The following is a 25,001-nucleotide window of genomic DNA, read 5'->3' as shown; positions in this document are numbered from 1 at the left end:
CCCAAAGGAATAAAAAATGTCGGACGGCTTGCTGAGCATACACGCGAATGAAGATACTAAGATCTCTGTAGTGATCGTATACTACGAGTTTGATGTTTCAATGGCTGGGCTACTGGCTAGAAGCTTGGAGAAGTATCTTGATCCTGAATTGGCTTGTGAAATTATCTTTCTGGATAATTGTGCAAACGGCGAGCTGGGACGAGCGGCTTTCGAGAATGAAATTCGAACCCAATTTGATACCCTCAAGACCATAACACGGCGTGTGAGACTCGAGAGTGTGTCGGATAGGGATGACCTGAATGGGTATACCGCCCAGCAATCACTAAAGCTAGAAGTGGCCCGACTTGTAAAATCGCCATTCTACCTTGTTTTAGACACAAAGAACCATCTAATCTGCAACGTTAGTTTTTCTACCTTGTTCTCAGACAGCGGGTTGCCCAGAAGCAGTTGGGCGAATCATACAGGCTATCTTCGGACATGTCTTAACCACAGCGCGGAATTCTTCGGTGTAACGATTGAAGAAAACGCGAAGACGTTGCCGACGGTAACGCCTTACATAATGAACACCCAGATCGTATGCGCACTTCTGGATCATATCAAAAGCAAGGGGTGGGAAAGTGTTTATGATGTAATAATTGATAATGATAAGCGCACGGAGTTTCTCCTTTACTATTCATTTATTCACGCCAATTACGATTTGGAGACTGTCTATTGTATGGGTCCTTCGCTCGGCACCACTCTGTTTGCAAACTGGCCTCAGGACGAAGAGCTTATTGAAAAACTGTTGGATTCAGTAGGTACCGGGCCAGCATTTGCCCTTGGAATTCACAGCCGTAGGTTCAAACAGCTTTCATATAGCCATGCGATAAAGCTTGCACAGATCTGGCAGAGAGTCGGCTTGTTTCCTTCATTGGCGGTCGGGCTAGATCTAATTTCCGCGATGGCAAAGCAGGATGAGCAGGTGAATCTGGAGAGTGACGCGGTCGCCCCACCGATAGAGCCAGCCAAGGGAAAGGTCGTCAGTGACATCGTCTTTGAGGGAAGAAATGGTCGCCTCTTTATCAATGAAGGCAGCAATAGCCCTCTTAAGCAGCACACAGGGGAATTGCTACTTTCGGATCAGCAGGTTCGCGACTGGCGAAGGCTTCTTGAGGTTCGCAAGGCATATTGCGACATGTACAGAACTCGCTACGCCATGATCGTGGCACCGGATACACACGCAATCCATCGCGAAGATATTCCGGCCCTTGATGGATCAGCCGCGATCAGGCCCGTTCAGCAGATTCAGACGGAGCTTGCAGATAAAGTGCCATTGTATTACCCGCTGTCGGACCTTCGTATCGCGTCGGCAGACGGTCACGTCTGCCATACAACGGATTCTCACTGGTCCGGCTATGGCGCTTATGTCGCTTATCATTCGTTCATGCAAGCCTACTCGCTTTCTGAGTTTACCCTTGAGCCATCGGACGTCGACAAGTTCGATCTTGAGGGGAAAGGAGATCTTGGTGACAAATGCGACCCAGTTCGTCTTGGCCACTACACCGAGTGTGTCGCAAGGAAACCGGCTGCAGAAAAGACCTGGGACAACGGGGTCTCAAACAGGGGTTACATAGGTCAATGGAAGAACTCCAAGACCGAGCTTCCCCGTGCCGTGATATTCATGGACTCCTATGGTTGGAAGATTCTGCGCTTTTTTGTTGAGTCCTTTTCAGAAACGATGGCGGTTCACACCCCTTACTTCGAATGGGATGTTATTGAGGAGTTCAAACCTGATGTTGTAATTAGCCTTATGGCAGAGCGTTTCCTGATCAAACCGCCGCTTGATTTTGGAAATGAGTCCGCACTTGAGTCCGCCCGGAAAAAGGGGGGCGAAGAAGCTCTTCCCGAATGGTTGCGGACCCGAACCTGACACAATGGAGCAACAGTGACATCCCCGACCCTTCCACAAGCCGAAGCCGCCTTGGTGGCAGAGCACTACAGTGCGGCACATGTCATTCTTGAATATGGATCAGGTGGATCGACCCGGCTTGCAGCTCAGCTCGACGGAAAGTTCGTTGTCAGCGTTGAGTCTGACAGGGACTGGGCGATCGCGCTTCAAAAAGAGCTGGATGTCGAAAAATTGCCATCACCGGCAATTGTTTATCACGTCGATATTGGAGAGACCGGAGCCTGGGGTCGCCCAATCGATGATAGTAACTGGCAGCAGTATTATCGGTATCCAACTGCAGTGTGGGAGGAAGCCTTTTTTCGCCACCCTGATGCGGTTCTGATTGACGGGCGCTTTCGCATGGCGTGCTTTGCAACTTTGTGTTTGAGAATAACGAAGCATGTTACCGTGCTCTTTGACGACTATACCAATCGACCGAGGTATCAGGTCGTAGAAGACCTGATATCCCCAACGGAGATTGTAGGTAGAATGGCGCGGTTTGAGTTGCACCCAGACTGTGTTTCAAAAGAGATGATACCGCGCCTGATCGGTATGTTCTTTGACGTGACCTACGCAGCAGATCATGTCGACTACAGCTAGTTGGGTAGTGGCCAGTTACTCCGCCCGGCCGCGAATCCTGTTAATAACTGAACGGGCGGGTGCCGTCATTCTCCACGACGTACTGCTAAGAATCTCATCCTTGGTAGCTTCCAGCAGTTCTACCTGGTCACACAGCTGCGCAATCTGCTCATCTCGTTCTGCAATCGTGGTTTTCAATTCACCTGCTTGAAGCGTTGCATCAATCTCTTGTGCCTCAAGTGCATTCAGAAGGGCATTGAAATCCGCTTCCCGGGTTTCCAGCTTGTTCTCAAGCAGCTTCACCTTCTCATTGGCGGAAGTCAGTTTTTCTTTGAGATCTTCATTTTCTGAAATGACTTGACGGTTCTTCGTTTCCAGCGTGCTGACGCTGGACGACAGAGATGCAACCCGACTGGCAGTTTCGCGCTTCTCTTCCAGCAGCTCGGTTACGCGTATTTTGTTTTCTTCTATAGTTGCCTCTAGTTCACGGCGTTGGTTTTCAGCGCTGGACCGCTGTGCGCTAAGCTGCTGTTCAAGATTTGAGAGCATACGTGAAACTTGCGACTCACTGTCCGTTGATGCTTGGGGATTGCTGAGTTGCCGTTCAAGATCGCCGATCCGGTCCATCAATCGAGATTCCTGAGCCTCGAACTCCCTCTTATACTGGTCAGTTTCTTCCTGCGTTATCGACAGTGCCTCTTGAAGTTGTTCAATCTTGCGCTCTTGGCCTTCTTGCTCGCGCAGAGTCGCCTCGTGACGCGCCTGCAAATCCAGCAGGCTCTGCTTGGCATCGAACAGCTCGGACTGATGATCAAAGGCTTTGCTTTGCAGAACTGTCAAAACCTGATTTCGTTCATCATATGCGGAGGTGAGGTCTTGAAGCTGCTGATTCAAAACCTGGCGTTTTTCACGCTCTTCCCGTTCACTAGCTTCAAGTGACTGGTGCTGGTTACGGAGTTGGGCAATCTTTTCGGACTGATCGACAAACCGCCATTCATAGTGATGCAGGAAACCTAACCGAGTGAGTGCAGAATGAAGTCTTGAGAACCCGTGCCTTCCACTTGAGGACTCAGCCACTTTTTGCAGCTGCGGGCTGCGGCGTGAACCGTACAACACGGCGATAAGGCCATCGCCGTTTTCAAGGCGAATGGTGGGAAATGAACGTTCCAGGTCCCGAATGAACTCGCGTGCTTCATCCGACCCGAAATTAGAGGTCAGTCCGTGGAGAACCACAACCCCCTGAGAGGACATCTTGTGGCGCCAATCATAGCGAAGGCAGGACAGAAGCGTGCTATCGGCAGGTTGATTAACGTGTAGGATGTCGATGCTTTTGTCATCGTAGCGGCCAATGTCGGCTTTCGGATCGCCTGATCTCAGCGAAGAGAATTCCGCATAGTGCTGTGCGTTGTATTCGGCCAAATCCGTGGGAACATCACCGTCTTCCCAGACGCCAACGCCTTCGCAGCGCGCTTGCGGCATCAGTTTGTCCAGGCTTTGGCAGGTGGCAAAATGTGAAACGCCGGTTCCCACGCCAAACTCCACCACCAGCTGTGGGCGCGTAACCTCAACCAGCCAGAACAGGAACGGCAGATGATGCAGATCAGCGGACTCGCGAAGAAAACGCGCTCTCCAAAACAGCGTCTCTGTCGAAAGCGGCCCAACGGCGCCAGGCGCTTCTGAAACGGCGGTCTGGTCGGCTCTGGTCAGATTGGAACTGGGGATCATTCGCTTTCCTTAGAGTCGGGCATCACAACACGATGTGGCCTTTGAGTTTTAGTTTTGTCGCGCGCGTCCGTTTTGACCGATTTTGACAGCCGAAAGCTTCCCTTCATACGCGACATCCAGCCACTGGATACAGGCTCGATTATCAAGATGTCTGCCTTGTTTCCAGTACTCCTTGGCTCAATCGGATCCGAAGAGATCCCTGGAGAAGACCTTGTCGGAAACAGAATCCAGATCCGCGGTCATTCGGTTGGCAATGATGACGTCTGCACGCGCCGCAAAGCTCTCCATGTCGCGGCAGATCTCGGACCCGAAGAACACCTCCTCCTCCATGGCGGGCTCGAAGATGATTACCTCGATCCCCTTCGCTTTGAGACGTTTCATCACGCCTTGGATCGAGCTTTGGCGAAAATTGTCAGATCCCTGCTTCATAATCAGGCGGTAGATCCCGACGCATTGTGGCTTTCGCATCAAGATCTGCTCTGCGATGAAGTCCTTTCTCGTTCGGTTCGCCTTTACGATGGCTTCGATCAGGTTTTGCGGGATGTCGGAGTAATTGGCCAACAGCTGTTTGGTGTCCTTGGGCAGGCAGTATCCGCCATATCCGAAAGATGGGTTGTTGTAATGTGTGCCTATGCGAGTATCGAGCCCTACGCCTTCAATGATCTGACGAGAGTCCAGCCCGTGGCTGAGAGCATAGCTGTCCAGCTCGTTGAAATATGCAACGCGCATGGCAAGATAGGTATTCGCGAAAAGCTTGATGGCCTCTGCTTCTGAAGAGTCCGTCAAAAGCACGGGCACATCTTCAGACAGTGCTCCGCTGCTCAGCAGACCTGCGAATTCTTGTGCCCGGTCAGACCTTTCACCTACGATGATCCTACTCGGGTGAAGATTGTCATAGAGGGCGCGGCCTTCACGGAGAAACTCGGGGCTGAAGATGATCCGTTCCGAGCCGAGCTTTGAGCGAAGCGATTTAGTGTAGCCGACGGGCACCGTAGATTTGATAATAATCGTCGCGGTCGAGTTCAACGCGATGGCTTGCTTGATGACTGCTTCAACCGTCGAAGTATCGAAGAAGTTGGTTGCGGCATCATAGTTTGTTGGCGTTGCGACAATAATGAAATCGGCGTCTGCAAATGCAACGGCAGGATCTGTCGTTGCTGTCAGATCAAGCTCTTTCTCCGCCAGATAGGTCTCGATCTCTGTATCCGAGATGGGGCTTTTCTTTTCGTTTAGCATGGTGACACGATTGACGTCAGTGTCGAGCGCACGAACCTCATGACCTTGCGCCAGCAGCACAGCGTTTGACAGACCGACATAGCCAATGCCGACAACAGAAATCTTCTTCCCAAACATTCAAAGAGCCTTTCTTGAGTAGTCTTGAGAATCGAGCACGACCTTGCGTGAGCAACAGCGCCGAAGCAGCGAGAGCGTCGGGAATGAGTTTTCGCCTGCATCCTGGCGCAAGGGCCGTTCCGCTTTTGGGCAACCCAGTTTACTTGTAGATTTGACCAAACCGAACCCCGCAGAGTGTCCATTTTGAATGGAATATATCATCATGTTCACAAAGGTTTTTTCATGGAATTCGACACATTGAGCTCACCGTGTCCGACTACCCCATCAGCGCCTCATGTGCAACTTGACCTGGTCTTGAACGCTGGATGATGTTGCTTCGGTTTCGACGTCGCTAAGCTCGTTCGTGGTTAAGACCAGCAGACAGCAAATCGAAGCTTACGTCAGTGTCCCGATTTTTAGGGTTAGCTCAGACCCTCCCAGACGGAGGATCTCCCGTCCTCAGGCACCCATGACCTTCTCCGAAGTGAATCCCCTTGAAAGCCTATATCGCGGACATATCTTAGCGGCACCAATTGGATAAGGCCGACCGTCAGTGGCGCGACAATAACTCTCCGTTGCAATGAGTTGCCGCGCCCGGTACGAGTTGGCCAGATAAATATAAGGGACAAGGACATACCATGGGTCTTGGGGGGACTCTCCTTCTTCTCATCGCAGTGATGCCCTTCGCCGGGGCGCTGTTGCCGGGTTTGATGATCCGGGCTGGGCGCAATGTCTGCGCGATCTCGACGGCAGTTCCGACATTTCTGGCGCTGACGATGCTGGTCGTTCTGGCGCCCTCAGTGATGCAGGGTGACGTGGTTCAGGCCCAGATCGAGTGGCTGCCGCAGCTCGGGCTATCCGCCTCGTTCTTTCTGGACGGTCTTGGGCTTCTCTTCGCGGGGATGATCCTCGGGGTTGGCCTGCTGATCACGCTCTATGCACGGTTCTACCTGTCGGGCGAAGATCCGATGGGGCAGTTCTATACATATTTGCTGCTGTTTCAGGGTGCGATGCTGGGGATCGTGCTGTCGGACAACATTCTGCTTCTGTTGATTTTCTGGGAACTGACCTCGCTGTCGTCCTTCCTGCTGATCGGGTTCTGGAAGCACCTGCCAGAGGGGCGTCAGGGCGCGCGCATGGCGCTGGCGGTCACTGGCGCGGGCGGGCTTGCGATGATCGGCGGGATGCTGATCCTCGGCAATATCGTGGGCAGCTACAACCTGACGGATATTCTGGCTGCTGGCGATCAGATCCGCGCGTCCGAATGGTATCTGCCTGCACTTATCCTGATCCTTCTGGGGGCGTTCACCAAATCCGCGCAGTTCCCGTTCCATTTCTGGTTGCCCCACGCCATGGCGGCACCCACGCCCGTCTCGGCCTACCTGCACTCTGCCACGATGGTGAAGGCTGGCGTGTTCCTGCTGGCCCGGATGTGGCCAGCGCTCGCGGGGACAGATGCATGGTTCTACATCGTCTCCACGACCGGCCTCGTCACAATGGTTCTGGGCGCGCTCATCGCGTTGTTCAAGGATGACCTCAAGGCGCTTCTGGCCTTCTCGACGGTCAGCCATCTCGGACTGCTGACGATGCTGCTTGGCTTCGGCACGCAGGCCGCCGCGGTGGCTGCCGTGTTCCACATCATCAACCACCTGACCTTCAAGGCCGCGCTCTTCATGACCGCGGGGATCGTGGATCACGAGGCCCATACCCGCGATATCAAGCGGCTTGGCGGGCTGAGGCACCTGATGCCGATTACCTTCCTCATCGGAACGGCTGCGGCCCTGTCGATGGCGGGTATTCCACTGTTCAACGGGTTCCTGTCGAAGGAATTGATGTTGGAAGAGGCCTCGCATACCGACTGGTTCGGCAGCGCCTATGCGGTGCCGGTCATGGCCACGATCGGGGCGCTCCTGTCGGTTGCCTATTCGCTGCGCTTCATCTCTCATGTCTTCCTCGGTCCGGTGCGCGATGACTATCCGCACAAGCCCCATGATCCGCCCTTCGGTATGTGGGCCGCACCGGCACTGTTGGTGGCGATGGTCGTTATCATCGGGGTTGCGCCCTTCCTTGCCGAAGGGATCGTGACGGCCGCAGCCAATGCAGTCACCGGCGCGGACCTGCATCCGCATCTGAAGATCTGGCATGGGTTCACGCCCGCGCTGTGGATGTCTGTCATTGCCGTTGCGAGCGGCATCATCCTTCTGCTCCTGCACAAGCCGCTCGACAGGCTATGGATCGCCGCGCCAAGGCCCGAGGCAAAGGCCATTTTCGACCGGTTGATCGCAGGTCTTGTCGCGGCATCTCGCGCGATCACCGAGATCGGCCACAATGGCGCAATCAGCCGCTACCTTGCGATATTCACGGCAAGTTCCGTGGCCCTGGGTTGGGTCGCCTATTCCTCCAGCGGCCTCTCGGCCCCGACGCGAGAGCTTCTGCCCGTGTCGCCGGTGATCTTCGTGGGCTGGGTCATGCTGATCGTCGCAACGCTGTCTGTCGTGACGATGCATCACCACCGCTTCCGGGCGCTTGTTCTGATCGGGATCATCGGCCTGTCGATCTCTGCCGGGTTCGCCTATCTCTCGGCGCCCGATCTGGCGCTGACGCAGATCTCGGTCGAGACGGTCACCATCATGCTGCTGCTTCTGGCGCTGCATTTCATGCCGAAGATCACCCCGAAGGAAAGCTCTGCCGGACTCAAGCTGCGCGACGGTGTGATCGCGCTTGGGGCCGGGGGCGGCGTGGCCGCGCTGGCCTATGCATTCCTGATGCGCGATATCGAGACGATTTCCGACTATCACCTCGCCAACAGCTACGAGGGCGGCGGCGGCACCAATGTGGTCAACGTCATCCTCGTTGATTTCCGTGGCTACGATACGTTCGGCGAAATCATCGTATTGGGAATCGCGGGGCTGGTGATCTATGCGGTCATGCACGCGCTGCTGGACGGACCGGCGGCGCGGCGGCTGAAGAACACCGACTATTCGCATGACCGGTCTCGTGACCGCCACCCGATGATGATGGTTGTCGCCACCCGCGTCATGATGCCCATTGCCATCGTTGTGGGCGCCTACATCTTCCTGCGCGGCCATAATCAGCCCGGAGGCGGCTTCGTCGCCGGCCTGGTGATCGCGATCGCGCTTCTGATGCAATACATGGCTTCCGGCTTTGCCTGGACGCAGGAACGTCAGCGGATGGAATACCATACGATGATCGGGCTTGGCGTCGTGATCGCTGGCTTGACCGGTGTCGGTTCCTGGCTCTTTGGGCGACCGTTCCTGACCAGCGACTTCACCTATATTCATCTGCCGCCGATCGAGGAATTCGAGGTCGCCACAGCCATGCTGTTCGATCTCGGGGTGTTCCTGACGGTTCTGGGCGGGGTCATGCTGATGCTCTACAGCCTGAGCAGGATCGCCCGCTTCGCCGGTGAGACAGTGAATGTCGATCCGATGGACTACGACCCGGCGGATCGGGTCCCGGACGAGGAGGAGCGCTGAGATGGAGATCATCGTTGCAAGCAGTATCGGCGTTCTGACGGCGGGAGGCGTATATCTTCTGCTGCGCCTCCGCACCTTCCCTGTCATCCTCGGGCTCGCCCTTCTGTCCTATGCGGTGAACGTCTTCCTGTTCGCCAGCGGGCGGCTCGCCACCAACCTGCCGCCCGTCCTGTCGCCCTATGGCGACGCCAGCTACACCGATCCGCTGCCCCAGGCGTTGGTGCTGACCGCAATCGTTATCTCCTTCGGGATGACGGCGGTGCTGGTGATGATCGGGCTTGGCGCGTTTCTGGAAGCGGATAGCGACCAGATCGACATGGAGCCTGAAGAGAACGGCGCAGACGCCGCAAACGAGGGGTCCGCGTGATGCACTGGATCATTCTGCCGGTCGTCCTGCCGGCCCTGCTTGCCCCGGTCATCGGCTTCGTGATGCGCCACGATATCACGCTGGCACGCATCGCTTCGGTTGCGGGCACGGTGCTGCTGCTGGCCATTGCCCTGGGCCTTGCCTACATGGCCGCCGATGGCGCGACCCATGTCTACCGGCTTGGCAACTGGCCTGCGCCGTTCGGCATTGTTCTGGTCCTCGACCGGCTGTCCGCCCTGATGGTCCTTCTGACCTCGGCGCTTGCGCTGATCGTGCTGATCCACGCCATTTCCACGGGCTGGGACGCGCGCGGCCGGCATTTCCATGCGCTGTTCCAGTTCCAGCTCATGGGTATTTGCGGCGCTTTCCTGACCGGAGACATCTTCAACCTGTTCGTGTTCTTCGAGGTTCTGCTGATCGCGTCCTACGGGCTGATGATCCATTCCGGCGGCAAGGACCGGATGCGTGCAGGGCTGCAATACGTGGTCATGAACCTGGCTGGCTCGACGCTGTTCCTGTTTGCCCTTGGGACGCTCTACGCCTCTACCGGGACGCTGAACATCGCCGATCTCGCCCTCCGCGTTCCCGAGATCCCGGCCGAAGAGGCCGCATTGGTGCGCGTTGCCGCGATCCTGCTGATGATCGTCTTTGCGGTGAAGGCGGCGCTGTTCCCGGTGCAGTTCTGGCTGCCCGCATCCTATTCCAACGCGCCCGCGCCGGTTGCTGCGCTCTTCGCCATCATGACCAAGGTCGGCGCCTACGCAATCCTTCGTGTCCATACCACGGTGTTTGGCCCCGGCAGCCCCGGAACCGAGGATCTGGCGGGTACGTGGCTTTTCCCGGCAGCCATCGTGACCATCGCCCTCGGGGCGTTCGGCGTTCTTGGGGCGCGGCGTCTGATGCCGCTGATCGCCTTCTCTGTCGTGGGGTCCATGGGCACCTTGCTGGTTGCGGTTGCCGTGTTCTCGACCACCGCCACAACAGCGGCGCTGTATTACATGGTTCATTCGACCTTCGCGGCGGCCTGCCTGTTCCTGATCGCTGACCTTGTCGTCACGCGCCGGTCAGGGGACGCGCTGCGACCAGAGCTGCCGACAGGGCAGAACGGCCTGTTCGCGGCCCTGTTCTTCGCCGCGGCCATCGCCATGGCCGGTATGCCACCGCTGAGCGGGTTTCTGGGAAAACTGCTCGTTCTTGACGCGATCAGAGAGCCCGGCCTGATTGGATGGGCCTGGTCCGCGATCCTGATCGGGTCGCTCTTGACCATCGTCGGTTTTGCGCGCGCGGGCAGCGTTCTGTTCTGGAAATCCACGGCAATCACCGTCCCCGACGCCGAAGACGGTGAAACCGAAGACAGCGCCGCGTCGATCCAGCCACCCCTTGCCACGGTGGGGCAGGTTGCCCCCGTCATGCTTGCATTGGCCGTATTGGGGGGGCTTGCCATCTTCGCTGGTCCCGTCTCGGCCTATCTCGACAATACGTCAGCCCAACTCTTTGACCGCGCGGGGTATGTCGAAGCTGTCCTGAGCCCTGTGGAGGAGCGCTGAGCCATGCTGACCCGTCTCATCCCGCATCCGCTTCTCAGCCTGACGCTCATCTTCGTCTGGCTTGGACTGGTGAACACCTTCACCCTGGGCAACCTTATCCTCGGATCGGTCTTCGGACTTTTCATCCCGATGTTCACCGCTGCCTACTGGCCCGACCGCCCCAGGATCGCCCGGCCATTCAAGATCGCGGAATACATCCTTGTCGTGCTCTGGGATATCGTCGTGGCCAATGTGCAGGTGGCCTTGATCATCCTGTTCAAGCCCGAATCGAAGATTCGCTCGCAGTGGATTCCCGTTCCGCTCGACCTCACCTCGGCCGAGGCAATCACCGTGCTGGCAGGCACGATCACCATGACTCCGGGTACGGTATCCGCGACGCTTGCCGCAGATGGCAGTGCGATCCTTGTGCATTGCCTGCATACCGATGACCCCGATGCTGTCCGTGACGAGATCAAGACCAGATACGAACGCCGCTTGATGGAGATATTCCCATGATCGAATATGCCCTTACCTTCGCGCTCGGTTGCTACGCCTTGGCCTTGTTGCTCAATCTCTGGCGTATTGCAGTCGGCCCGGACGCGGCCGACCGGATCCTGGCTCTTGACACCATGGTGATCAACCTAATCGCCCTCGTGGTGCTTTATGGCGTCTGGCACAGCACTGCGATCTATTTCGAGGCCGCGATGCTGATCGCGATGGTCGGCTTCGTTTCAACGGTCGCCTATTGCCGCTTCCTGCTGCGCGGCGACATCATCGAATAGGACGACAGACATGAGCATCGTCGCAGAAATCCTCGTCTCCTTCGCCCTTGTCGTGAGTGGTATCTTCGGTCTTGTGGGGTCTTTTGGGTTGGTCAAACTCAAGAACACGCTGCAACGCCTCCATGCCCCGACCAAGGCCACCAGCCTGGGTGTAGGCGGCGTGCTGATCGCCTCGATGATCTACTTCTACGCCAAATACGGACAGGTCTCGTTTCACGAGCTTCTCATCACCCTGTTCCTGTTCCTAACGGCGCCGATCACGGCGAACTTCATCGCCAAGGCATATATGGCACGCAACCTTGGCGATAAGGATGTTCCGGAGACTACAGGGGAATACGGTTGGTCGATCTATGACGACCCACCTAGCCCCGGTTCGGACCGTTGACGTTGACTACAAGCCATTAAGCCCGAGATCCCGCCCAAAGCGATGTAAAGCGCACTCTCTAGGTGGCGGCGCTCCGATCTGCAGAAGGTCCGTCAGTTCGTTCCGTCGCGGCCATTTGGCTGAGCAGCAAGGCCCGCTTTCTGGCGGCGCGGCTGAGTTCCAGCAGACCGAACCGCGCAACGGATATGGACATCACGGCATTGGCCACTGCCGCTGGATCATCCGCAGGCGTGGAAAAGCCGGTTCGACCATGTTCGATCAATGTCGGCGGCGTTCCGCGACGATAGCAGATCACCGGGCGACCGCCTGCCATTGCCTCCAACGTCGTGCGCCCGAAAGACTCCGCGAAATGCGAGAGCACCAGCACAAGGTCTGTCTGTTCCACCGCGGCCACTGACCCATCGACATAGCCTGTGTGAACCGTGTTGTCGGGAAGCGGGCCCAATGCTTTCAGATCGGCAGAGTCCGGCCCAATCAACAGGAACTTGCAACGCGCGTCAGGCGGGACGTTTTCTGAGGCCTCGGCTTTGGCAACCATGCGTGCAACCGAGACGAAATCCGCTACCCCCTTCTTGGCGATGTTGCTGCTGATCAGGCCAACGCGCAGAGCAGACCCCGGGGTAAAGGGCAGATCGAACAGGGCAGGATCAATTTCATTGGGTTGCACGTCGACGCGATCGGGGCAATCCAGCCAGTCTGCAACAGCAGGGGAATTCGCGATGAAACGATCGGCCTCGCTGAGGATGCGGCGTCTCAGACCGCGGGCGCTGTTGCCAAGAATGCGGCACAGTTGCGGGTCTTCGGCGGGCAACTCGCGTACATGCACGATCGAGGGGCATCCTTCAGCCCGTGCTGCCACCAGAGGTGCATTCAGGACAATCGTGTTCACATGTATTGCGGTCGGGCGATAGGCTCGGATCATGGCTCGTATCGCGGAAACTGTGTGGTCCGACACGGGGCGAAAGCGATGCCGCCAGAGTTGCGGCAGGATCACAGCCGCTGCCGATCTTTTCCGCACGTCTTCCAGGTACTGCTTGTTTACCGCCGATGGCAGCACCGTCACAGGAGCGATCCGGGGACCGTCGAGACCACTGCCAAGACGTTCCAATGCTCGCAACAGGCTTCGCTCAGCCCCGAAGATCTGCCGATCGGCGGAATGCGCGAAGACAAGCGCGGTTTCGGCGTCGATGCCTGCCAGCGCCCCATCAAACCGGAACTGTTCAGCCGGGGGCTTGTCGGGGTGCTGCTCGTAATCCAGCAGCGGCACGGCCTGCATGTCCAGTTTTCGCTTTGCGCGCCATGCTGAGTCCGAAAACAGGGGGCCGGGATCGCGGTCTTCCTGTCCGCCGGTTTCCAGATAGTGGCGCACAGGGTCGACATCCGCAGCCAGCACGTCCTTGTTTCGCGTCAGATACCAAAGCGTATCGAAATGCGAAGACCCAGCTATCAGGGCGTAGTCACTGGCCGCGGTCACATCATCGGCAGGTCGAAGCTCTGGGGGCGCTGGAAATGGCCGTTCCGCCGGATGTCTCGGAAGGTAAAGCGAGGCCGCCCGCGCCTCCGCGCCCGCGCTGCTGTCAACCGAAGACAGCCTGCTATCGTGCCAGTGCAGCGCGGCATCCAAATAGCATCGGCGCGGACCCCGGAACTGGGTTGAAAGATGCGTGGCGGACGACAGCGTCAAGGATTGCGGCGCGTTTCGACCGAAGGCCAGGGGCACGCCGGGATGCTGTTCGATCACTGAGTCAGAACCGAATGCGGCAAGCAGACGATGATAGTATTCCGTATCGGCATTGACGCGCACGCGATCCCAATACCCCACCTTCTCGCGCATCTCCGCGCGAACCATCAGGGACGAGACATTGCGATAGACCCAGCCCTGCTCGACCCGCCAAAGCGACATTGAAAGGTCAGACCCGGTCCGAACCCAGTGCGATGCACAGGCGACCGGGCCACCGTCGGCCAGAAGCGGCCCAACCTGTGCCTCGATCTTTTGCGGATGGGACCAGTCATCGGAATCATGAACGGTGAAGAACGCACCACGGATGTCTGCCAGACCGGTATTGCGGGCAATATAGGCGCCGCTGTTCTCTTGCAGACGAATGACCCTGATGCGGGGATCTGACTGCGCTGCCGCTTCCGCTACACCCGCAGTGTTGTCGGTGCTGGCATCATCCACCACGATGATCTCAAGATTGCGCCAGCTTTGGTCGGTCAACCCTCGCAGACATGTGCCCAGGGTCGCCTCAGACTGATGGACGGGGACAATGACACTGACAAGTGGACCCTGTTCAACCGGTGCAGGCGGATTCGGGGCTGTCAGCCTGTCCAGCCGCGGCAGCGTCCCCGGCCGCAAGGAAATGCCTGCCAGACCGGTTGCCGCGTAGATCTCGGCGAGATGGTTGGACACAATGTGATCCGGGGCGTCTTCGGCAACCGCAATCTCGATCTCCGATAGTGATAGATCGGCGTGATCGCCGAACCGGTCCCTCGCTTTCCGCAAAAGCTCTTTTGCAACCGAAAGCTCTCGGCACATGGTTGCGGCCTTTACCCCAAGAACCCAGGGGCCCTTGTGCGGAACGATAGAGGTGCCCAGATCGCCGCCATCGAAAAAGGATCTGATAGCAGAATGCGCGGATTTCCAGCGTGATTTGCTGGCCGCATGACGCGCAAAGACCCATCCTGCGATTGCCCGTTCACGAGCCGACCCGTTTTTCAGCAGCAGCCGCAGTTCCGGTAACGCCTGTGCCTCGAATCCCCGCCACAGGTCATGATCGAGTTCCAATGCACGCACCGGGCCGCCCAAGCGCCCCTCTGCGTGGCCATGGGCTGCATAGTGCTCCCATGGATCCAGCCCTGCCGCGCGCACGTCAGAATAGGTCGAGAGATACCAGACCGGATCGAACTCCTCTTTCGTGAAGGCTGGCCCGATCATCTGAGAAGCCCGTGCAACACGTCGAACGGGATCTTTGCACGCGCGACCCGACTGGCGCCCGCCTTGATCAGCTCCTGCTTGATGGCACGATTTCCGGCCCACCATTCCAAAGGGCCTGTCGCGAACCGGCGTGCAGAGGATTCGCAGGTGGACGGATCATATCGCACCAGGCGGCGCCCCGAGCCGGGAAGCGTGGCGACCGGAGAATAACTTGCCAGAAGACGCACTCTTTCGGCCCGCACCTCGGGCAGGGAACCGGGAAGCTCCTGCAATGTCTCCGGGTCAGGCGCGATCAGCAACGGGGCCGAAGCCGATTCTCCCGGGCAGAGGTGAAGAAGGCGCTGACCGTCGAGAGCTTCGCGCACTCTCGTGCACAGGCGGAAGGAGGTGTCGAGCATATCCGGTGCCAGAGGTCTGGCAAGCGGCACCAGACCGACCGGGCCATCGGAAAGGGATGCCAGTTCAAGGCAGGTTTCCACCACCCAATCGCAGTGTCGCAAATCCGCGGCCAGTACCAGGGACAGCTTGTAACTGGATTGATCACGTCCTTTCATGATGCCGGGTGCGGGAAACGGGCGACTGTCTGCCGTGTAATGCAGGTCGGCCACAGAGGCAGTACGATGGTAGTGTTCCTGAGCATCAAGATAAGCCAGACGAGCGCCGGTGACATAGCCGTCGATGGACAGGGGGCCACTGCGAACCGCGGACCCTTCCCTGTCGCGCAGCATCGCCAGCGGGCCGGTCTTTCCGGAAATGACGGAGGCAGGCCCGAACACCCGGCGTATTCGGCGTATCAGTTCATTGTCCGCCGCGACGCGCACAGTGTCCCAACGTCCCAAGGCATCCTTTACAGGTTGTCGTCTGAACAGGAGGGACGCCGTGTTTTCCGTCAGGAAACTCGCCTCCGGGCTCAGGCGTGTCAGTGTCAGGTCGGAATGCATGCGCACATGCTCGGACGTGCAGGCGATTGCCGTTCCGCTTTCAAGAATCAGGCCCATCTGCACGGCAACCCGGTCGGGGTGACACCAATCGTCCGCGTCATGAAGCGTAACGTATTCACCACGCGCCATGGCAAGCCCGGCGTTGCGTGCTGCATAGGCGCCGCCGTTTTGCGAGAGCCGTTTCAGCCGGATACGGGGATCGGTTCTTGCCGCATCCAGGGCGACCTGCGCGGTTCCATCGCTGCTCGCGTCGTCGATGACAATGATCTCAAGGTTGCGCCAGCTTTGGTCTGCAACGGCGCGCAATGCGGTTGGAAGGGTGTCTTCTGCCTGATGGGCCGCGATCAGGACGGACACCAGCGGTCCGTCTGCGGGTTGGGGAGGCCGATTGGGGATCAGGCGGTCATAGGCCAGGCTCCTCGTGTCATCGCGCAAGGTCAATTCGCCAAGGCCGTATGCCGCAAGCGCCCGGTTGATCAGCCTCAGGCGCCCGTTTTCCGTGGCTTCAAAGCCTGCCAGCGCAAACCAGGTTTCGTTGCACAGCAGATCCTGCATCTGCCAGTCGCGGATGACTGCGTCCGACGGGGCTGACTGACCCGCCAATGCATTTGCAACAAGGGCAATGGTCAGCAAACGACTGCGCAGAGCGGGGTCCGTCGCCGAGACAAGGGCCTTATGGGCGAGCCGACCTGCCGTTGTCACGCTGTCACGGGATTGGGTCATCCGCCATTGCCGAAGATGCCAAAGCGCCAGGTCACGGCCAGCGAAGCCCGCAGCATCGCCAGTTTCCTCATCCGCGAGCCGCTGGAGCCCCTTAAGTGCGGATGTCTGACCGAACACGTTTAGCCGATTGCGAAGCACATCGCTTTTCACACGCGCCCGCAAGATTGGGTCTTGTTGAAGGGGATTGGCTGCACGGCCTTCTGAGGCGCCGTATTGCAGGTAGTGCGTCAGCGCATCCATGCCGCTATCCGCAACTTCTCGGAAGTAGGCCAAGTAAGCACGGGTGTCGAACTCGGGTCCGGGGCTGCGCCCAAGGCCCCAACCGATTTTCAGAAAATGATCCAACGGGTCCAGCCCGGACAAGGCCACGTCCCCGTTCCGCGTCGCGTACCATTCAGCGTCGAACAGGGCGGAGTCTTTCAGCAATTTCGCACGGGATGTGTCGATGATGGTTTCGCCGGACATTGCGCCTAGCCTCCGGCGGCTGGTCCGCGCCGCCGACCTTCCGCTTGTCCGTGTAAAACGTAGTGCGCCAGAGCAGGCCAGCCCGCCTCGGCAACATCCGGATTGGCGCTGTAATAGGCCTTGGTATGGAAATCCGGACCCGGATCATGCCCGGCAAACGCGCCACGCAGCAAGTAGTGGGTCGCGGCCTTGTCCGGGCCATCGCATTCGGGGTAGCGCGCCGCGTACCAGTTTGCGTCGAAATAGCGGCTTCTTGCCAATGCGCTCGCCTGATGACGCAGCATCAGGCGGTGGCGTAGCCTGGCCAGCCGTGTTCTCAGCCATCCACGGCTGAGTCCAGTTGGCGGCTGGCGAGGGGCCTCGGTGACGACGGTCTCGTCCGACTGTCGCAGCAACGCGAGAATTTCCGCATCCCGCTGCGCCAGCTCAGTCCGAAGAGACAGAATTTCAGCCCGCAGCATTGCCTGCACTTCCGCATCGGGTTGGTTTCTGTCCGTTTCACTCATAAGTCATCCGATTGGTGACAGGTACGGGTACTCTTTGCCTCTATGCATTGCGCGGCCTCTTCACCGAGTCACCCTTTCGCACCTTGCCCGCGGGAATAGACATCCTCGTACCGAATGATGTCATCCTCACCCAGATAGCTACCCGTCTGGACCTCGATCAGCACCATGTCGACCTTCCCCGGGTTCTCCATTCTGTGCACAGCCCCGAGAGGAATGTAGACGGACTCGTTTTCGGAAACCAGCTTGACCGTTTCGTCAACCGTAACCTTCGCCGTACCCTGCACGACGATCCAGTGTTCCGACCTGTGATGATGGCTCTGAAGGCTGAGGCTTGCGCCCGGCTTGACCACGATTCGCTTAACCTGAAACCGCTCGCCAAGCACGAGGGTCTCGAAATGCCCCCATGGACGGTAGTCGACGGGCAGGGCTTCTGCCTGACGGGCACCTTTTGCGGCAAGGCTCTGAACGGCGAGTTTCACGTCCTGCGTTCTGTTGATATCGGCAATCAACACCGCGTCTGGCATGGCAATGGCAACGATGCCGTCAAGGCCAAGTCCGACAAGTTCCTGATCCGGGTGCTCTGACCGAAGCAGGGAATTCTTGCAGTCGATGGCCGTTACCGGCCCCGCGCAGGCAACACCATCGGAATCGATTGCGCTTTGGTCGCGGACAGCGCTCCAGCTTCCCAGATCGCTCCAGCTGCCCCGGAAGGGAACCACGCTGAGATTGTCGGCCTTCTCCATGACCGCATAGTCGATCGAGATGTTCTGCACCTCTGCCCAGGGATCTGGGGCAAGGCGGAAGAACCCGAGATCCGGTTCACCCTGCTCCACTGCGGCGCGAACGGGTGTCACAAGATCAGGCGCATGGCGTTCGAAGGCAGAGATGATGTCTTTGGCGGCGAACAGGAAAATACCCGCGTTCCAAAGGAACCCGCCATCGGCAACCATCTGTTCGGCGGTGGCCTGGTCGGGCTTCTCGACGAAACGTTCCAGCTTGTAGGCCGCGTCCTCGTCATGCGTTCCAGCCAGTTTGAGGTATCCGTACCCGGTTTCCGGGTAGTCAGGGGCGATGCCGAACGTTACGAGATCGCCGTTCAGGGCCGCACCTGCCGCCAGTTCCAGCGCTGCGGCAAACGCATCGGCATCCGGCAGGATGTGATCGGATGGCGCGACAAGCAGCAGAGCCTCGGGCGAGGTCTTGGCAATGTGCAACGCGGCGGCCAGAACCGCCGGGGCCGTATTTCGCCCCTCGGGCTCGATCAGGATGGCGCCCGGATCAATTCCGATGTCCTGCAATTGTTCGGTCACGACAAAGCGAAAGTCGGATCCGGTCAGGATCGTAGGCGCGGCAAAGGTCACCGCGCCGCGCGTACCGGTCATGCGTTCTGCGCATCGTTGATAGAGCGACCGGTCGCCAATCAACTGAACGAACTGTTTGGGATAGCTCTTGCGCGACAGGGGCCAAAGACGGGTCCCTGAACCGCCACACAATACCAATGGATGAATTTCAAACGACGGCTGCATACTTATTTTTCCAACTTGATAATGAAGTCTATGGCCGTAGACAAAACCACGACCCGCCATTGATAGATCACATGCCTTGTTCACTTTGAAGGGTCAAGGTGGCGCATGTGTGATCAACGCCTTCGGCTAGGCCTTGCCAGCATACCCCATCCCGTCGCACTTGCTCCAATCTGCCAACGGTATGCCGTTCGGAATGTCCGTGATTCGCGTTTTGTTGACCCCTCAGATCCAGTTGCTGACCAGTAGAGGATTTGATACAGAAACCCTTGTCGCTTCAATCGCGGCGGCGGATCGCGCGTTTTGAACCAAGGCAAATGGAAATCCTTTGCTCTCTGCCGATTATTTCAGATTGGGGTATCGACCCCATACGATGGATCGCACGCAGATGACAGTTTTGGGTCATCGGAAACGAACACCGCTTCCACCAGACACGCCGCACCGTCCGGGCGGCACTTGACCAAAGGAAATGACCCATGACGACCGTATCCAACCCCTCCCGCCGCGCTTTCTTCAAGTCCGTTATCACGCCCGCCCTAGCCGCTGCTGCAATTACCACGGTGGCCATTCCGTCCGGTGCCCATGCTCAGGCGCAGGCGCCGCAGCTTGTTCCGGGCAACTACCAGGGATACTGGCATGACGGCCGCTCGATGGTCGAACGTGTGACGGTCACGCCGAGCGAGATCACGCTTCACCGGATCGCCGGTGGCGACGTGCAGGGCCAGACCTTCCGCTATATCCGCAGCGGGGCCAGCACCTACAACTCCCCCAACGGGCACGTCATCATGATCACCAGCGCGACCACCTTCACCTGGACCAATAGCAACGGGCAGAACGGCGTCGCCTACAGCCTGCTGCGCTAATTGCTACCCCAATCCGCCGCACCTGACCCGGTGCGGCGGATTTTTTCTGCACCCATCCCAAGCGCTCTTCCCTCCGCACCCGCAGCCCGCAACACCCCAGGTGACGCGGCGTAGAGGGTGACAGTCCGCCCGCCTTGCGTCATCTTTGCGCATCGGAGGACACGACCATGACGCACGCGCTTTACCCCCATCTTCTGGCCCCGCTGGACCTTGGCTTCACCACGTTGAAGAACCGGGTTCTGATGGGGTCGATGCATACCGGGCTGGAGGAAACCAAGGACTGGCCCCGGGTTGCGGAGTTCTATGCGGAACGCGCGCGGGGCGGGGCGGCGCTGATCGTGACGGGCGGCATGGCCCCCAACAAGGAAGGCGGTGTGTTTCCGGGGGCGGCCGGGCTCTTTACCGATCAGGACATCGCCAATCACCGGGTCATCACCGATGCGGTCCATGCAGCCGATGGCAAGATCGCCATGCAGATCCTTCACGCAGGGCGCTATGCCTACAGCCCTGATTGTGTCTCGGCCTCTCCGATCAAATCGCCGATCTCTCCCTTCCCTCCGAAAGAGCTGGATGAAGAGGGGATCGAGAAACAGATCGCCGACATCGTGACAGCAGCCGTGCGGGCGCGCGAGGCGGGCTATGACGGGGTCGAGGCGATGGGATCGGAGGGCTATTTCCTCAACCAGTTCATCGTGAAACACACCAACAAGCGCACAGACCGGTGGGGCGGCAGCTATGAAAACCGGATTCGCCTGCCCATTGAGGTTGTACGGCGCGTGCGCGAGGCCGTGGGCCCCGATTTCATCGTCATCTACCGCCTGTCGATGATCGACCTTGTGCCTGAGGGGTCCACCTTCGATGAGGTCGTGCAGCTGGCGCAGGAGATTGAGAAAGCGGGCGCCACGATCATCAATACCGGCATCGGCTGGCACGAGGCACGCATTCCCACGATTGCCACCAGCGTCCCGCGCAAGGCCTTTGCCTGGGTCACCAAGAAGCTGATGGGCAAGGTGGGCATCCCGGTGATCACCTCGAACCGGATCAACATGCCGGACGTGGGCGAGGAGGTTCTGGCCGAAGGTTGCGCCGACATGGTGTCCATGGCGCGCCCCTTCCTGGCGGACGCGCATTTCGTCGCCAAAGCGGCTGAGGGTCGGGCCGACGAGATCGCGCCCTGCATCGCCTGCAATCAGGCCTGTCTGGATCACACGTTCAGCGGCAAGCTGACCTCCTGCCTCGTGAACCCGCGCGCCTGCCACGAGACCGAACTGCGCTATGAGCCGACGGATGCGCCCAAACGGGTGGCCATCGTGGGCGCGGGTGCCGCTGGCGTGATGACGGCGGTGATCGCCGCCGAGCGCGGGCATTCCGTGACGCTGTTCGAGAAGGCCGATAAGGTGGGCGGGCAGCTCAATATGGCCAAGCAGATCCCGGGCAAGGAGGAGTTCTTTGGCCTCGTGGATTGGTTCGAAACCATGCTGGCCCGGGCGGGTGTCGACCTGCGCCTTGGCACCGAGGCCGGGCCGGAGCAGTTGGACGGGTTCGACGAGGTGGTGATTGCCACCGGCATCGTGCCGCGCGATCCAGGCATTCCCGGCCAAGACGGGCCGAATGTGCTGTCCTATATCGACGTGCTGTCCAGAAAGGCCCCGGTTGGCGAGAAAGTGGCCATCATCGGCGCGGGCGGGATCGGGTTCGATGTGGCGGAATATCTGGTGCATGAGGGCGAGAGCCCGACAGAGAATCTCGATCTGTGGAAACGGGAATGGGGCGTGGGCGACCCGGCAGAGGATCGTGGCGGTCTTGCCGAAGGCGGACCGAAGCCCGAGGCCCCTGCCCGTCAGGTCACGCTGTTGCAGCGCAAGAATGAACGGCTTGGCAAACGGCTCGGCAAAACCACCGGCTGGATTCACCGCGCCGCGCTGAAGATGAAGGCGGTCGAGATGGTGGGGGGTGTGAACTACGAACGCATCGACGCGGATGGGCTGCATGTGAGCTATGGCGAGGCGCGGGAGAACCCGACATTGATTAAGGCCGATACGATTGTTCTTTGCGCTGGACAGCTGTCGGAACGGTCGCTGGCGGATCGGCTGGAAAGCATGGGCAAGCCCGTGCATGTCATCGGTGGGGCGGATGTGGCCGCCGAACTGGATGCCAAGCGGGCCATCAATCAGGGCGCGCGGCTGGCGGCAAGCCTCTGACCCTGGGTGTTTCGCCGCCTTGCGGCGTCGACCCGCGGGGGGATCCTCCCCCCGCACCCCCCTGAGGTATTTTTACCAAGATGAAAGGGGTTGAGGCATGGTTTCTACGTCCCAGTGAGGGTCGGACTGTGTCATTTTTTGTTTCCCCGCCCTTAACGATCCCCGGTAATACCCGGCTTTGGCCTGTAGTGCTCCGCAATCGCGCCGCATTTGGAAACGATACCAATGTGCGAAACGAAAAGAGCACATAGGTGACCCAATGGACCGTCTTACGGAAATGGAAGCCTTCGCCACAGTCGTGGACCAGGGGGGGTTCACGGATGCGGCCAAGAAAATGGGGATCTCGAAATCTGCTGTATCCAAGCACGTTTCGAGTCTGGAAACCCGCCTCGGGGCGCGGCTGCTGAACCGGACCACCCGGCGCGTCAGCCCGACCGAGATCGGCCTGGCCTATTACGACCGCGCCCGGCGCGTTCTGAATGATGCGGGTGAAGCGGATGCGCTGGTGACGGCGATGCAATCAGCACCCTCAGGCATGCTGCGCGTGTCTGTCGCGACGGACTTCGGGGTCAATCACCTCTCTCCGATCCTCGGCGATTTCCTTCACTCTTTCCCCGATATCACCGTCAATATGGTGCTGAACAACCGCTATGTGGAACTGATCTCCGAAGGGTTTGACATGGCCATTCGGGTGGGCGAGCTGGAGGACAGTTCCCTGCGCGCCCGCAAGCTGACGGAAACCACCAAGCGGATGATCGCGAGCCCTGACTATTTCAAGAAATTCGGACGGCCCGAACGGATCGACGATCTGAACGATCACAAGCTGCTGCACTATTCCAATCAGGCGGCGGGCAATGTGTGGAAAATCACCGCGCCCTCTGGCGAGGTACGCCAGGTGCGCACCGCCGGGTCGCTGACAGTGAACGATGGTCAGTCGCTGCTGAATGCCGCCATCGGCGGGCTTGGCATCGCCTATCTGCCCAGCTTCCTTTACGCCGAACCGATGCGCCAGGGCCTGCTGGTTGACGCAATCCCGGATCTGCCGGAGGAAACCCAGGGCATCTACGCGATCTACCCGCCGGGCCGCTACACGCAGCCCAAGGTGCGCGCGTTTATCGACTTCCTGGTCGACCAGTTCCGCGACAAGGGTCCGGGCGACTGGTGATTATCTGAGAATTTACGGTTCATGCCGACCCCGCCAACCCCGGCGGGGCAACTCAGCGGGTTGAAGTCACGACGACTTCGACCCGCCTATTTTGTTGACGGCCTTCGTCGCTGGCATTGTTGGCGCGGGGGGCCAGATAGCCGACGCCTTCGGCCCCCAGCTGCGTGGCACTGACCCCGAGCGACTGGATCAGGAAGGCGCGCACCGCCTCGGCCCGGGACCGGGACAGGGCAATATTGCCCTCTAGCGAGCCTTCGGCATCGGTATGGCCCACAAGAACCACGCGAATGTCGGGATTGTCGATCAGGAAGGCGGCGAGATCCATGAGCGAAGGGTATTCCCCTTCGGCGAGCGTCGAAGAGCCAGTGGCAAAGCTGAGATCGTGCAGTGTGGCGGTGCCCAGTGCAGTCAGGCTTTCTTGGAGATCGATGATTTCATCGCCATCGGGCGAGCGGGTGGAGACGCCGACCGAAACCGGGATCATGTCGGCGGGGCTGATGCGGACCATGTGGACAAAGCCGCGCGTGCCGCCACGAGAGGTCAGCAGACCCACATATTCGGTGCCAGCCTCGCCCTCCAACTGCGCGACGAAATAGGAATAGTCCCCCAGATCCACGTGCATCGCCGGTTCCGGCGTTACGTCCATGGCAAAGCGGAAGTCGAACCCGCCGCAAAGCGTGGCATCGCAGGCGAAGACCGGGGCATAGCCCTGCGCTTCGATCTGCGCGCGCAGAGAGGCCATGAGTTGCGCACTGTTGCCGCTATAGTCCTGAACCTGCCAGACAGAGCGGGCCAGCGCGCCTTCAACCGTCATCATCTCTGCCCCGGTTCCCAGCCATGGGCTGACCGGCAGGCTGTAATAGGTGGCGGTCTCGGTTTCCTCGTGCGACAGCTCGGACACGCCCGGCAGTTCCAGCTCCAGCGCGTGGAGCGGAAGGGCGGCGGCGAGCGCCGCAAGGGATATGAGAGCGCCCCGGATCACCTGTTCATGCCGTGGTAGTCATCATTGGGCCGCATATCGATGGCAGAGGCCATGCGGTTGGTCATGTTGAAGAAGCTGGCGACCGAGGCGATGTCGAAGATATCGCGGTCGGTGAAACCCACATCGCGCAAGGCCTGACGGTCAGCCTCTTCGATCTTGTAGCTGGCTTCGGTCATCTGCACCGCGAAATCCAGCATGGCGCGCTGACGCGGGTCCAGATCGGCGACGCGGTAGTTCATCACCAGCATCTCGCCCAGTTTCGGGTCACCCGACAGCGCCCGCACCGCCTGACCATGGGCCGTCAGGCAATAGAAGCAGCGGTTCACGGCAGAGACAACGACCGCGATCATCTCACGTTCCAGCTTGGTCAGGTTGCTTTGGCCCAGCATCAGGTCGTTATACATCGCGGTGAAGGCATTGAGCTTGTCCACGTCGAACGCATAGGCAGCCAGCACATTGGGGATCATCCCGAGCTTCTCGTCACAGACGTCGAAATATTTCTGTGTTGCCTCTGGCAGCGGGTCCAGCGGCGGCAGGTTCAGCGCGGTTGCCTTCGGGTTCGGTTTGGCCACGGGGA

Annotated in this window: 19 protein-coding genes; 11 read left to right on the top strand and 8 right to left on the bottom strand. The window is 59.1% G+C overall.

Annotated features, from left to right (window positions below; all coding sequences use genetic code 11):
• The first annotated feature begins 16 nt into the window (after positions 1 to 16).
• Positions 17 to 1,909, top strand: coding sequence for a DUF6492 family protein (locus ACOOEX_RS19380; RefSeq protein ID WP_420396366.1), 1,893 nt, complete (start codon positions 17 to 19; stop codon positions 1,907 to 1,909).
• A gap of 15 nt (positions 1,910 to 1,924) precedes the next feature.
• Positions 1,925 to 2,527 (top strand): hypothetical protein, encoded by a 603-nt coding sequence (locus ACOOEX_RS19375; protein ID WP_420396365.1) that lies wholly within the window; start codon positions 1,925 to 1,927, stop codon positions 2,525 to 2,527.
• A 15-nt stretch (positions 2,528 to 2,542) separates the two neighbouring features.
• Here ACOOEX_RS19375 and ACOOEX_RS19370 read toward each other — a convergent pair whose 3' ends face one another.
• Positions 2,543 to 4,231, bottom strand: coding sequence for a hypothetical protein (locus tag ACOOEX_RS19370; RefSeq protein WP_420396364.1), 1,689 nt, complete (start codon positions 4,229 to 4,231; stop codon positions 2,543 to 2,545).
• A gap of 177 nt (positions 4,232 to 4,408) precedes the next feature.
• Positions 4,409 to 5,584 (bottom strand): nucleotide sugar dehydrogenase, encoded by a 1,176-nt coding sequence (locus ACOOEX_RS19365; protein ID WP_420396363.1) that lies wholly within the window; start codon positions 5,582 to 5,584, stop codon positions 4,409 to 4,411.
• 617 nt (positions 5,585 to 6,201) lie between these two features.
• Here ACOOEX_RS19365 and ACOOEX_RS19360 point away from each other — a divergent pair.
• Genes ACOOEX_RS19360 through ACOOEX_RS19335 form a run of 6 tightly spaced genes read left to right on the top strand, consistent with a single transcriptional unit; the run spans position 6,202 to position 12,120 of the window.
• Positions 6,202 to 9,060 (top strand): monovalent cation/H+ antiporter subunit A, encoded by a 2,859-nt coding sequence (locus ACOOEX_RS19360; RefSeq protein ID WP_420396362.1) that lies wholly within the window; start codon positions 6,202 to 6,204, stop codon positions 9,058 to 9,060.
• Position 9,061: 1 nt separating this feature from the next.
• Entirely contained in the window at positions 9,062 to 9,427 is a 366-nt protein-coding gene (locus ACOOEX_RS19355; protein ID WP_306044459.1) for a Na+/H+ antiporter subunit C, read from the top strand.
• On the top strand, positions 9,424 to 10,974 hold the full coding sequence (locus ACOOEX_RS19350) for a monovalent cation/H+ antiporter subunit D (RefSeq protein WP_420396361.1): 1,551 nt from the start codon (positions 9,424 to 9,426) through the stop codon (positions 10,972 to 10,974). The genes ACOOEX_RS19355 and ACOOEX_RS19350 overlap by 4 nt, the downstream gene beginning before the upstream one ends.
• Positions 10,975 to 10,977: 3 nt before the next feature.
• Positions 10,978 to 11,469, top strand: a complete 492-nt coding sequence (locus ACOOEX_RS19345; protein ID WP_420396360.1) for a Na+/H+ antiporter subunit E — start codon at positions 10,978 to 10,980, stop codon at positions 11,467 to 11,469.
• A complete protein-coding gene (locus ACOOEX_RS19340; RefSeq protein ID WP_306044462.1) occupies positions 11,466 to 11,735 on the top strand; it encodes a K+/H+ antiporter subunit F in 270 nt (89 codons plus the stop codon). Before ACOOEX_RS19345 ends, ACOOEX_RS19340 begins: the two co-directional genes overlap by 4 nt.
• A 10-nt stretch (positions 11,736 to 11,745) precedes the next feature.
• On the top strand, positions 11,746 to 12,120 hold the full coding sequence (locus tag ACOOEX_RS19335) for a Na+/H+ antiporter subunit G (protein WP_420396359.1): 375 nt from the start codon (positions 11,746 to 11,748) through the stop codon (positions 12,118 to 12,120).
• Positions 12,121 to 12,178: 58 nt separating this feature from the next.
• Here the strand turns inward: ACOOEX_RS19335 and ACOOEX_RS19330 are convergent, their stop codons facing one another.
• The 4 genes from ACOOEX_RS19330 to ACOOEX_RS19315 all read right to left on the bottom strand — a co-directional run bounded on the left by ACOOEX_RS19330 (position 12,179) and on the right by ACOOEX_RS19315 (position 19,216).
• Positions 12,179 to 15,055 (bottom strand): glycosyltransferase, encoded by a 2,877-nt coding sequence (locus ACOOEX_RS19330; RefSeq protein ID WP_420396358.1) that lies wholly within the window; start codon positions 15,053 to 15,055, stop codon positions 12,179 to 12,181.
• The gene (locus ACOOEX_RS19325) at positions 15,052 to 17,184 is read right to left on the bottom strand and encodes a glycosyltransferase family 2 protein (RefSeq protein WP_420396357.1); all 2,133 of its coding nucleotides are present in this window, start codon (positions 17,182 to 17,184) and stop codon (positions 15,052 to 15,054) included. The genes ACOOEX_RS19330 and ACOOEX_RS19325 overlap by 4 nt, the downstream gene beginning before the upstream one ends.
• A 5-nt stretch (positions 17,185 to 17,189) precedes the next feature.
• Positions 17,190 to 17,690 carry a hypothetical protein gene (locus ACOOEX_RS19320; RefSeq protein WP_420396356.1) on the bottom strand — a complete coding sequence of 167 codons (501 nt, stop codon included), beginning with the start codon at positions 17,688 to 17,690 and terminating at the stop codon, positions 17,190 to 17,192.
• Between the two features lie 68 nt (positions 17,691 to 17,758).
• Positions 17,759 to 19,216 (bottom strand): mannose-1-phosphate guanylyltransferase/mannose-6-phosphate isomerase, encoded by a 1,458-nt coding sequence (locus ACOOEX_RS19315; RefSeq protein WP_420396355.1) that lies wholly within the window; start codon positions 19,214 to 19,216, stop codon positions 17,759 to 17,761.
• Between the two features lie 473 nt (positions 19,217 to 19,689).
• Between ACOOEX_RS19315 and ACOOEX_RS19310 the strand changes: the two genes are divergently transcribed.
• The 3 genes from ACOOEX_RS19310 (at position 19,690) to ACOOEX_RS19300 (ending at position 23,442) form a co-directional block, all read left to right on the top strand.
• Positions 19,690 to 20,076, top strand: coding sequence for a hypothetical protein (locus ACOOEX_RS19310; RefSeq protein WP_420396354.1), 387 nt, complete (start codon positions 19,690 to 19,692; stop codon positions 20,074 to 20,076).
• A gap of 167 nt (positions 20,077 to 20,243) precedes the next feature.
• Complete coding sequence (locus tag ACOOEX_RS19305; protein WP_420396353.1) at positions 20,244 to 22,277, top strand: FAD-dependent oxidoreductase; 2,034 nt, start codon at positions 20,244 to 20,246, stop codon at positions 22,275 to 22,277.
• A gap of 259 nt (positions 22,278 to 22,536) precedes the next feature.
• On the top strand, positions 22,537 to 23,442 hold the full coding sequence (locus ACOOEX_RS19300) for a LysR family transcriptional regulator (protein ID WP_420396352.1): 906 nt from the start codon (positions 22,537 to 22,539) through the stop codon (positions 23,440 to 23,442).
• Between the two features lie 52 nt (positions 23,443 to 23,494).
• Here the strand turns inward: ACOOEX_RS19300 and ACOOEX_RS19295 are convergent, their stop codons facing one another.
• Positions 23,495 to 24,424, bottom strand: coding sequence for an OmpA family protein (locus ACOOEX_RS19295; protein WP_420396351.1), 930 nt, complete (start codon positions 24,422 to 24,424; stop codon positions 23,495 to 23,497).
• Positions 24,421 to 24,996: a peroxidase-related enzyme gene (locus tag ACOOEX_RS19290; protein WP_420396350.1), complete on the bottom strand. Its 576-nt coding sequence runs from the start codon at positions 24,994 to 24,996 to the stop codon at positions 24,421 to 24,423. The genes ACOOEX_RS19295 and ACOOEX_RS19290 overlap by 4 nt, the downstream gene beginning before the upstream one ends.
• Positions 24,997 to 25,001 lie beyond the last annotated feature (5 nt).

This window comes from Nioella sp. (assembly GCF_965215655.1).
Taxonomy (GTDB): domain Bacteria; phylum Pseudomonadota; class Alphaproteobacteria; order Rhodobacterales; family Rhodobacteraceae; genus Nioella.
The sequence above is the reverse complement of the archived record's forward strand: the minus strand, read 5'-3'. Positions and strand labels throughout refer to the sequence as shown.

Bases quoted from the DNA above. Each gene is read 5' to 3' on its own strand.
- ACOOEX_RS19320 (WP_420396356.1), bottom strand. From the start codon at position 17,690: ATGAGTGAAACGGACAGAAACCAACCCGATGCGGAAGTGCAGGCAATG.
- ACOOEX_RS19305 (WP_420396353.1), top strand. From the start codon at position 20,244: ATGACGCACGCGCTTTACCCCCATCTTCTGGCCCCGCTGGACCTTGGC.
- ACOOEX_RS19300 (WP_420396352.1), top strand. From the start codon at position 22,537: ATGGACCGTCTTACGGAAATGGAAGCCTTCGCCACAGTCGTGGACCAG.
- ACOOEX_RS19360 (WP_420396362.1), top strand. From the start codon at position 6,202: ATGGGTCTTGGGGGGACTCTCCTTCTTCTCATCGCAGTGATGCCCTTC.
- ACOOEX_RS19365 (WP_420396363.1), bottom strand. From the start codon at position 5,584: ATGTTTGGGAAGAAGATTTCTGTTGTCGGCATTGGCTATGTCGGTCTG.
- ACOOEX_RS19370 (WP_420396364.1), bottom strand. From the start codon at position 4,231: ATGATCCCCAGTTCCAATCTGACCAGAGCCGACCAGACCGCCGTTTCA.
- ACOOEX_RS19345 (WP_420396360.1), top strand. From the start codon at position 10,978: ATGCTGACCCGTCTCATCCCGCATCCGCTTCTCAGCCTGACGCTCATC.
- ACOOEX_RS19380 (WP_420396366.1), top strand. From the start codon at position 17: ATGTCGGACGGCTTGCTGAGCATACACGCGAATGAAGATACTAAGATC.
- ACOOEX_RS19355 (WP_306044459.1), top strand. From the start codon at position 9,062: ATGGAGATCATCGTTGCAAGCAGTATCGGCGTTCTGACGGCGGGAGGC.
- ACOOEX_RS19310 (WP_420396354.1), top strand. From the start codon at position 19,690: ATGACGACCGTATCCAACCCCTCCCGCCGCGCTTTCTTCAAGTCCGTT.
- ACOOEX_RS19330 (WP_420396358.1), bottom strand. From the start codon at position 15,055: ATGATCGGGCCAGCCTTCACGAAAGAGGAGTTCGATCCGGTCTGGTAT.
- ACOOEX_RS19315 (WP_420396355.1), bottom strand. From the start codon at position 19,216: ATGCAGCCGTCGTTTGAAATTCATCCATTGGTATTGTGTGGCGGTTCA.
- ACOOEX_RS19325 (WP_420396357.1), bottom strand. From the start codon at position 17,184: ATGTCCGGCGAAACCATCATCGACACATCCCGTGCGAAATTGCTGAAA.
- ACOOEX_RS19340 (WP_306044462.1), top strand. From the start codon at position 11,466: ATGATCGAATATGCCCTTACCTTCGCGCTCGGTTGCTACGCCTTGGCC.
- ACOOEX_RS19335 (WP_420396359.1), top strand. From the start codon at position 11,746: ATGAGCATCGTCGCAGAAATCCTCGTCTCCTTCGCCCTTGTCGTGAGT.